This is a genomic window from Edaphovirga cremea, assembly GCF_003332275.1.
In the GTDB taxonomy this organism is placed as follows: Bacteria; Pseudomonadota; Gammaproteobacteria; order Enterobacterales; family Enterobacteriaceae; genus Edaphovirga; species Edaphovirga cremea.
In genome coordinates, this window is record NZ_QOVA01000012.1 from 116,568 (window position 1) to 125,358 (window position 8,791).

Below are 8,791 nucleotides of genomic sequence, written 5' to 3' on the forward strand. Positions count from 1 at the left end.
GACGGTGCGGGGGTTCTCTTGAGTTTCAGGCTTGTTTTTTAAGCCTTTCTTCGTCCAAGTGCAGCCCCGCACGGTGGGATAATAATCACCACCACGCTAATCACGACTAGGCTAATCACTTGTAGAAGGGCTTTCATAAACAGGTCATTCACTCATCATTTATCGAACTAATGCCTACAGAGTTATCATAGCTAACGGGTATATTACAATACTTTTTTTCCGTTATTACCTGAAGGTGAGGTCATAAAGGTTAAACAATATACAGTTAAATCAATCCGTAGCGCGTGTGTATCATATCACCATTTTTTGTAGTGATTTTTTTCATCTGAAGCCCCAGGCTTCCCTTATGCTGTGAACTGTGTTGTGCATTATGTTGCGTAATGTGCTGAAAGATTTCTTGCAACACCCTCTTACTCAAAATCACTTTGCGACTACCACCGTAATTTTGCCAAATCGCCCTTTGCTGGACATCCCGGTAAGGCATGATGCCGACTACCAGCAAGGAGAGCAGCATGTCATTAGCGGTTATTTTTACCCGTGCCACCTTGGGTGTTCAGGCCCCCATCGTTTTGGTAGAGGTACATATCAGTAATGGTCTACCTGCGTTAACGTTGGTGGGGCTGCCCGAAACCACGGTAAAGGAGGCCCGGGATCGGGTGCGCAGCGCCCTCATCAATAGCGGTTTTACGTTTCCTGCCAAACGCATCACCGTCAATCTGGCCCCAGCGGATTTACCCAAAGAAGGTGGACGTTATGACCTGCCGATTGCTCTGGCGATTCTCGTCGCGTCTGAGCAGGTTTCAGCAGAAAAGATAAGTCAGTATGAGTTTGTAGGGGAATTAGCGCTTTCCGGCGCTTTACGCGGCGTAAATGGCGCTATTCCAGCAGCACTCGAGGCCATGAAAGAGAAACGGCAGTTGATTCTGGCCAAAGAGAACGAAAAAGAGATCGCCTTAATCCCTGAAGGCGCGGCGTTAGTCGCCGATCATCTTTTGCAGGTTTGCGCATTCTTGCAGGGTGACGAACAATTACCGCAAGCCGTTTCACCCGCCGTCTCCTCCTGCAATACCGTGCCTCTCGATCTCAGCGACATTATCGGCCAGGAACAAGCCAGAAGAGCATTGGAAATCGCTGCCGCTGGTGGCCATAATCTTTTGCTGCTTGGCCCGCCTGGGACAGGGAAAACGATGCTGGCGAGCCGCCTCAGCGGATTATTGCCCCCTTTGAGTAATCAGGAGGCGCTGGAAAGTGCGGCGATCGCCAGCCTTGTCGATCGTGAGTCGCTCCATCACAACTGGGGCTTACGCCCTTTCCGCGCGCCACACCACAGTTCGTCCATGGCCGCATTGGTTGGCGGCGGTTCACTCCCCAGACCGGGAGAAATCTCCCTGGCGCATAATGGCGTATTGTTCCTTGATGAATTGCCCGAGTTCGAACGGCGGGTGCTGGATGCGCTGCGTGAACCGCTGGAGTCAGGGGAGATCGTTATCTCGCGAACCCGCGCCAAAGTCTGTTTCCCTGCACGGGTACAGCTCATTACCGCAATGAATCCCAGCCCAACAGGACATTATCAGGGGATCCATAACCGCACACAGCCACAACAAATCCTGCGCTATCTAAGCCGATTATCAGGGCCTTTTCTCGATCGTTTTGACTTGTCGATTGAAGTTCCTTTGTTGCCGCAAGGCATGCTTAGTAAACAGCGGAGTCCCGCCGAAAGCAGTTGCATGGTACGCGAACGGGTAAAACAGGCGAGGGACAGGCAGCTCCAACGGGCGGGGAAAGTGAATGCACAACTAAACAGCCGCGAGGTGGAACGCTATTGCCCACTGACTGCCGAGGATGCTGTGTTTCTTGAGCAGGTATTACTTAAGCTGGGATTGTCGGTACGCGCATGGCACCGGATATTGAAGGTTTCACGAACATTAGCCGATCTGAATGATCAACCCTCGATTCTTCGACCCCATTTGGCAGAAGCCCTAAGCTATCGCTGCATGGATCGTCTACTATTAAAACTTCATAAAAATATCGAGTAAAAAACGGGGCTTAGCCCCGTTTTGTTAATCATCGCTTTCAGTGTAGTCTTCGACCGTATCCATCTGTGGCTTACCGCCCGACAAAGTATGGAAACGTTTAGGTCTGCGAATGCGAGTGACGTATTTGGACCAGACCTTTTCAGCTTCTGTTTCTGGTTCACGTTCACCGCGGCATACCGCTACAAATTGGTTCTCTTCATCCGTTACTGGCTGGCGTTTGCCCAGGTCTAGCTCGTTGAAAGCATAACCGTAGCGCTCTAGCAATTGCGCCTCTTTAATGGTGAAATCGCCGTGACGGGAGAACCCGCGAGGATAAAATTTATTGTCAAAAAAACGATTCGTCGTGATGAAACTGTCCGCCATCTGACACGCTCCTAATTCTCTCATGGCCGTGCTGTTATGGCGCGGAGTATTAGATAGGCTTGACATCGTGTAAAACAAAACATTTAAATCTATACGACAAAAATAATTGGAGATGGGTGTGGATACGGAATTACTGAAAACCTTTTTGGAGGTCAGTAGAACTCGCCACTTTGGTCGCGCGGCAGAATCTCTGTATCTGACGCAATCAGCGGTGAGTTTTCGAATACGTCAGTTAGAAAATCAACTCGGGGCAAATTTGTTTACTCGCCACCGGAATAATATCCGTCTCACCCCTGCCGGTGAACGGTTATTGCCCTATGCAGAGAATCTGATGAACACCTGGCAGTTAGCGAAGAAAGACGTGATTCGTTCGCTACAGCACAGTGAATTATCAATTGGTGCGACAGCGTCGTTGTGGGAGGCTTACCTGACGCCCTGGCTGAAATCACTTTATCAGATACATTTGACCTTACAGCTCGAGGCCAGAATTGCGTTACGGCATTCGTTGGTAAAACAATTACATGAGCGTGAGCTCGATCTGTTGATTACCACTGAGCAGCCAAAAATGGATGAACTGTCCAGCCAACTGTTGGGTAATTTTTCATTACGACTGTTCTCTTATCCCACGCGGGATAAAAGCGTCTTGGCACCGTTTATCAAACTGGAGTGGGGAGCAGATTTTCACCTGCATGAAGGGCGAATTCCGAATAACGATCAGGAGCCGATTCTCACTACGACGTCAGCACATTTGACTCGCCAACTTTTGGAAACAACCGGCGGTTGCGCTTTCCTCCCCAGTCACTGGGCGCATCTATATCCGCAGATTGAGGTGAATGCGGACGTACCCGCCGTGCTACGTCCGCTTTATGCTGTGTGGCTGCAAAACAGCGATCAGCAACCCCTGATTCGCCAACTCCTTAAAACACCCATCGAGACCACTTCATAAGCCTCTATGAGGGGCTGGGTTTTGGATGGCGAGGACGAGCACGACGCGCTGTCCAGAAGACATTCATACCCTTTTGCATCCCAATGAAGATGAACAGGAGAATACCAATGACAATCTTCGTCCACCATGAACTCAGCGTGCCATCAAAGGTGATATAAGTCTGAATTAGTCCTTGAATCATCACCCCGAACAGACTGCCAAGAACGGTGCCCACACCACCAGAAAGCAGCGTTCCGCCGATGACCACAGCCGCAATCGCATCCAGTTCAACGCCACTGGCGGCAAGCGCATAACCAGCTGAAGTATAAAGAGAAAAAACAATTCCAGAGAGAACTGCCAGTGTACTGGACAGCATGTAAATATAGATTGTGGTGCGTCTCACAGGTACGCCCATCAAGCCGGCAGAAACACTATTCCCCCCAATGGCGTAGACGTTATTACCAAAGCGTGTACGGTGCGCCAAAACAATTCCCACCAACACAACCAATAGCATAATCAATGCCAGAAGAGTTAGACGTCCCCCTCCCGGAAGTTTCCAGGCATAGCTGGCGAGCTCGGTATAAATCGGGTGATCAATCGGTATCGACTCTTCCGAAACGATAAAACTCATTCCGCGAACAAAGAACATCCCAGCTAACGTAATGATAAAGGCGGGGAGCTTGAGCGTATCAATGATCCAGCCCATAAATCCGCCAAACAGCGCGCCCATGAACAACACAATGACAAAAGCATAGATAGGGTTAATTCCGTATGCACCTATCAGCTTTGCCAGCAGGACGCCGGTAAAAGCGATGATTGAACCTACCGAGAGATCGATTCCCCCCGACAAAATCACAAAGGTCATACCAACGGCCACAATACCCAGGAAAGCATTATCCGTGAGTAAATCGCCAATCACCCGGGTAGAGGCAAAACCGGGGAACTGCGTCAGGCAGTAGCTGTATCCCAGAATAAAGACCACGATGGTGATTAACAGCGGAAGATTGCGCTTCAGCATTAGCTTTTCCTCCTGAACAGACCGCTAAGGGAGGCTCGGGGGGATTGCACCACCAATACTGCCAGCACTACAATCGCTTTGAGAACCAGATTAAATTCCGGCTGGAATCCAGACAGCAGAATCCCAGTGTTCATACCCTGAATGATAAGCGCGCCTATTACCGAAAGAAGCAGATTAAAACGCCCTCCCAACAGCGAACCACCACCGATCACTACGGCCAAAATGGCATCCAGTTCCAACCATAAGCCAGCATTATTTGCATCGGCACCTCTGATATCCGCAGTAACGATTATCCCTGCAACCGCAGCACAAATACCGCATAGAACATACACTGCGACCAACACCAGCCGGGTATTCACCCCGGCGTTATACGCAGAGCGCAAATTGATACCAACTGACTCAATGAATAGCCCCAACGCGGTTTTACGCGTCAATAGCCAAACCAGCAACAGCATGACAAACGCAATAATGACCGGCATGGGTAAGTAGAACAAAGATCCGCTACCCAATTGCGCCAAGCCTTCGCGATCAAAAGTGACGATTTGGCCTTGCGTAATAAGTTGCGCGATTCCCCGTCCGGCGACCATAAGCATCAATGTGGCGACAATGGGTTGTATTTGCAGGACTGCAACCAGGAATCCGTTCCATAGGCCGCATAGCGCGCCCACGGCAACTGCCGCGAGTAACACGGTACCAAGAGGGTAACCCTGCGTCGTCAATGTGGCTGCTGTCGCACCAGCAATTGCCATGACCGCACCTACGGAGAGATCGATCCCTCCGGTTGCAATCACTAACGTCATTCCTAATGCCAGTAACGCGACGGGTGCTCCTCGGTTGAAGATGTCGACTACGCTGCCAAACAGTCGTCCATCCTGGATATGGATTGAAAAAAAGTTTGGCGCAACCAGGCTATCGATAAGTAATATCACTGCTAATGCGCCAAATTGGATGGCTCCTTTTGGAATGACCCATCTTACTTTCCGTGGTCCTCCGGTCATCGGCAAACTCCTGTGGCTCATTGGTATCCCCTCATTGCACAGCAATGGCATTCATAATGGCGGGCACTGATACGTCATCATGATTAATTTGCGCAATATGACGTCGGTCTCTCAACACCACGATACGGTCAGCGTAACCCGCTAGCTCTTCCAGTTCAGAAGAGATCACCAGCAACGCCAGCCCGTCATCACACAGCTTCTCAATCAGGCGAATAATCTCTGCGTGGGCACCCACATCAATACCCCGAGTGGGTTCATCAAGAATCAAAAATCGTGGTTTCGTTGCCAGCCAACGGGAAAGCAAAACCTTTTGCTGATTGCCCCCGGACAGATACTGGATTTCCTGTTCAGGTCCTGGGGTGCGAATACCCAATAATTTGATGAAGTGCTCGGCTATCTGGTTCTGCTCCTTCAGCGAGAGTGGGCGCAACCATCCGCGCTGTGCTTGCAGAGCAAGAATGATATTCTCGCGCACCGTTGCGGCACCAATGATACCGTCAGTTTTCCGGTCCTCAGGGCAGTAACCAAAGCCCAACTTGGCCGCTTTACGTGGTGTTTTCACTGTGACGCTTTTCCCCGCGACCTTCGCTGTCCCGGAGTCATGTGATTTAATACCGAAAATCAGCTGCGCTGTCTCTGTTCTTCCGGAGCCCAACAACCCTGCCAGACCAACAATCTCCCCGCGCTTAACGGAAAGATCAAAATTATCCACTACGCCCCGGCGACCATAATTTTTAAACTCAACCAAGGGATCGCCAGTTATCGCAGTATGTTCACCGCGCTTAAGCAGGGACTCATCAAAGCTGTGCCCCAACATCATTTGCACCAGTTCCAGACGGGGCAGCTCTTTGGTCGTTTTCGTCCCAACCAATTTGCCATTACGAAATACGGTAATTCGATCGCTGATACGGTAAACCTGATCGAGAAAGTGAGTGACAAAAACCATGGCCATGCCGTCATCCCTCAACTGAGAGAGAATATTGAGCAGCATGCTCACTTCTTTTGCATCAAGGCTGGCGGTGGGTTCATCCAGAATTAACACTTTTGCCGAGAGATCTACCGCTCGGGCGATCGCAACGATCTGTTGAATGGCAATCGAGTAAGTATTAAGTGGCTGACTGACATCCAGATTAAGGCCATAGCCGGTCAATAGCTGACGCGCCTGAGCCTCCATTTTTTTCTGATTGACCATGCCAAAACGCGTTGGCTCACGACCAATAAAGAGATTGGCAGCAACTGAGATATTGGGTAGCAGGTTTACTTCCTGATAAACCGTGCCGATACCCAATGATTGGGCCTGCGCAGTGTTAACAGGGTTAATACTTTCACCCTCAAGGAAGATACTGCCGGTAGAGTGACGATATACACCGGTTAACGCTTTGATCAATGTCGATTTGCCTGCGCCATTCTCACCAAGCAACGCAACGATCTCGCCACGATTAAGAGTAAAATCAACGTGATCGAGAGCTTTCACACCAGGGAACTCGACGGATAAACCGCGAACATCCAGTAAGGGAACAACGTTGGGATTTTCCATCAGATCCATCCACCTAACAGAATACTTCCCGTATTAATCCAATACGGGAAGTGAGAACTGATTATTTAGCAGCAGAGAAAATGCCTCTGCTGCTACGCTAAGCGCATGTTAGTAACCCAGATTCTTTTTGCTCTCGAATTCTTGTTTAGCCGTGTCAGGCAGAAGGAGTCTCGATTCAGTTTGGATAAATTTAGGAGGCTTGGTACCGTCTTTTTTCATCGCAATCAATGCGTCTAGGGCCGGGCCCGCCATATTCGGAGTCAGTTCAACGGTGGCATTGGCCTCGCCATTGCTCATCGCTTTAAAGATATCTGGAACGCCATCAATGGAGACAACTTTGATTTGTGTTCCTGGTTTAAGTCCAGCCTCTTTAATTGCCTGGATTGCACCGATCGCCATGTCGTCATTATGTGCATAGACCGCACAAATATTTTTACCGTTTTGTTCAGCCTTGATAAAGCTCTCCATGACTTCCTTACCTTTACTACGGGTAAAGTCACCGGACTGAGAACGGATAATTTTGACGTTTGGTGTGGAGGCAATACCGTCCGCAAAACCTTTCTTACGGTTCAGTGCAACACTCGCGCCCACGGTGCCCTGGAGTTCAACCACATTGCAGGGTTTACCCGCGACTTCTTTTACCAGCCATTCTCCTGCAACCTTACCTTCATGAACGCTGTCAGAGGCAACGGCGGCGGTGTACAGCGAGTCATCAGTAACCTCAACGGTTCTGTCTAACAGAAAGACCGGGATATTGGCTTCTTTCGCTTCTGTTAAAACCGGAGCCCAACCCGTTGCGACGACAGGTGCGATAAATATTGCATCAACGCCCTGAGTAATGAAGGAGCGAACGGCTTTAATCTGGTTCTCTTGTTTTTGCTGTGCATCCGAGATCTTCAACGTGATTCCGCGCTTCTCAGCTTCTTGCTTAGAGACTTTCGTCTCTGCCGAACGCCAACCAGATTCCGATCCTATTTGTGAAAAGCCAACAACCAGAGGTGCCGCTTGTGCAGCCCCACACACTGCTGTCGCTACTGCTGCAGCTATCAGTAAACGCCTATACATGTTTTTCTCCTCGCGTGTAGTCTTGAGCGACTTACTCATTATTTCGACGGGTACCACTTAAGACAGATTGCCAGGCAAACATTCAGCGACGATTTAACTAACCCATTCTCATGTTGCAGGTTGTAAATTGAATGTATCCGGCATTATTTTTTTCAGTTTTATAAGTTGATGATTAGTATTAGTACAAAGTTAAAAATGAATAATGAGCGCCGTCACATCCCTGTATAACAATCATTTTGTACATGCATTCAGCTGAAAAAAGCCTAATCAGGGAACGTTCCCCATCGATTTCAGCTCTTTTTGTCGGAAACGGGATGTCTGGTTTGAGGTTTGAGGTTTGAGGTTTGAGGTTTGAGGTTTGAGGTTTGAGGTTTGAGGTTTGAGGTTTGAGCAGGGTGGAATAATTTCTTCGGATTTAGAAACAAAAAAACCCCAGCTTATGCTGAGGTTTTTCTTTTTTTATATCTGGCAGGGGCGGAGAGACTCGAACTCCCAACACCCGGTTTTGGAGACCGGTGCTCTACCAATTGAACTACGCCCCTAAATAGGGTGGCGGAACGGACGGGGCTCGAACCCGCGACCCCCTGCGTGACAGGCAGGTATTCTAACCAACTGAACTACCGCTCCACCGATTCTTTCGCCTGTATCAGCATTCATCTGATACAAGTTTGTTCCTGTTGTTTTCCTTGTCAGGGGAAAAGGAACATGTTCTTCACTATAAAAATTGATGCCTGGCAGTTCCCTACTCTCGCATGGGGAGACCCCACACTACCATCGGCGCTACGGCGTTTCACTTCTGAGTTCGGCATGGGGTCAGGTGGGACCACCGCGCTACTGCCGCCAGGCAAA

Annotated in this window: 8 protein-coding genes, 2 tRNA genes and 1 rRNA gene; 2 read left to right on the forward strand and 9 right to left on the reverse strand. The window is 49.5% G+C overall.

Annotated elements, in window-relative coordinates; all coding sequences use genetic code 11:
• Window positions 1–38: 38 nt before the first annotated feature.
• Complete coding sequence (gene ilvL, locus DRI82_RS16310; RefSeq protein WP_114194963.1) at window positions 39–137, reverse strand: ilv operon leader peptide; 99 nt, start codon at window positions 135–137, stop codon at window positions 39–41.
• Window positions 138–512: 375 nt separating this feature from the next.
• On the opposite strand from ilvL, the gene DRI82_RS16320 reads away from it, so the two are divergent.
• Window positions 513–2,036 carry a YifB family Mg chelatase-like AAA ATPase gene (locus tag DRI82_RS16320; RefSeq protein ID WP_114194965.1) on the forward strand — a complete coding sequence of 508 codons (1,524 nt, stop codon included), beginning with the start codon at window positions 513–515 and terminating at the stop codon, window positions 2,034–2,036.
• 24 nt (window positions 2,037–2,060) lie between these two features.
• On the opposite strand, the gene DRI82_RS16325 is transcribed toward DRI82_RS16320, so the two are convergent.
• The gene (locus DRI82_RS16325; RefSeq protein ID WP_114194966.1) at window positions 2,061–2,399 is read right to left on the reverse strand and encodes a MaoP family protein; all 339 of its coding nucleotides are present in this window, start codon (window positions 2,397–2,399) and stop codon (window positions 2,061–2,063) included.
• 118 nt (window positions 2,400–2,517) lie between these two features.
• Here DRI82_RS16325 and hdfR point away from each other — a divergent pair, with 118 nt between their 5' ends.
• On the forward strand, window positions 2,518–3,345 hold the full coding sequence (gene hdfR / locus DRI82_RS16330; RefSeq protein WP_114194978.1) for an HTH-type transcriptional regulator HdfR: 828 nt from the start codon (window positions 2,518–2,520) through the stop codon (window positions 3,343–3,345).
• 4 nt (window positions 3,346–3,349) lie between these two features.
• Here the strand turns inward: hdfR and yjfF are convergent, their stop codons facing one another.
• From yjfF to rrf, 7 genes are all read right to left on the reverse strand, one after another.
• Entirely contained in the window at window positions 3,350–4,342 is a 993-nt protein-coding gene (gene yjfF, locus DRI82_RS16335) for a galactofuranose ABC transporter, permease protein YjfF (RefSeq protein ID WP_114194967.1), read from the reverse strand.
• Window positions 4,342–5,361, reverse strand: coding sequence for a galactofuranose ABC transporter, ATP-binding protein YtfT (ytfT, locus tag DRI82_RS16340; protein ID WP_114194968.1), 1,020 nt, complete (start codon window positions 5,359–5,361; stop codon window positions 4,342–4,344). Before ytfT ends, yjfF begins: the two co-directional genes overlap by 1 nt.
• Before the next feature lie 10 nt (window positions 5,362–5,371).
• Window positions 5,372–6,877, reverse strand: a complete 1,506-nt coding sequence (ytfR, locus tag DRI82_RS16345; protein ID WP_114194979.1) for a galactofuranose ABC transporter, ATP-binding protein YtfR — start codon at window positions 6,875–6,877, stop codon at window positions 5,372–5,374.
• A gap of 108 nt (window positions 6,878–6,985) precedes the next feature.
• Window positions 6,986–7,942 carry a galactofuranose ABC transporter, galactofuranose-binding protein YtfQ gene (gene ytfQ, locus DRI82_RS16350; RefSeq protein ID WP_114194969.1) on the reverse strand — a complete coding sequence of 319 codons (957 nt, stop codon included), beginning with the start codon at window positions 7,940–7,942 and terminating at the stop codon, window positions 6,986–6,988.
• A 466-nt stretch (window positions 7,943–8,408) separates the two neighbouring features.
• Window positions 8,409–8,484 (reverse strand) — tRNA-Trp (locus DRI82_RS16355).
• An 8-nt stretch (window positions 8,485–8,492) separates the two neighbouring features.
• Window positions 8,493–8,569: transfer RNA gene (locus DRI82_RS16360), tRNA-Asp, on the reverse strand.
• Window positions 8,570–8,671: 102 nt separating this feature from the next.
• Window positions 8,672–8,787: ribosomal RNA gene (rrf, locus tag DRI82_RS16365) — 5S ribosomal RNA — on the reverse strand.
• Between the last annotated feature and the right edge of the window lie 4 nt (window positions 8,788–8,791).

Bases quoted from the DNA above. Each gene is read 5' to 3' on its own strand.
- ilvL (WP_114194963.1), bottom strand. From the start codon at position 137: ATGAAAGCCCTTCTACAAGTGATTAGCCTAGTCGTGATTAGCGTGGTG.
- DRI82_RS16320 (WP_114194965.1), top strand. From the start codon at position 513: ATGTCATTAGCGGTTATTTTTACCCGTGCCACCTTGGGTGTTCAGGCC.
- DRI82_RS16325 (WP_114194966.1), bottom strand. From the start codon at position 2,399: ATGGCGGACAGTTTCATCACGACGAATCGTTTTTTTGACAATAAATTT.
- yjfF (WP_114194967.1), bottom strand. From the start codon at position 4,342: ATGCTGAAGCGCAATCTTCCGCTGTTAATCACCATCGTGGTCTTTATT.
- ytfT (WP_114194968.1), bottom strand. From the start codon at position 5,361: ATGAGCCACAGGAGTTTGCCGATGACCGGAGGACCACGGAAAGTAAGA.
- ytfR (WP_114194979.1), bottom strand. From the start codon at position 6,877: ATGGAAAATCCCAACGTTGTTCCCTTACTGGATGTTCGCGGTTTATCC.
- ytfQ (WP_114194969.1), bottom strand. From the start codon at position 7,942: ATGTATAGGCGTTTACTGATAGCTGCAGCAGTAGCGACAGCAGTGTGT.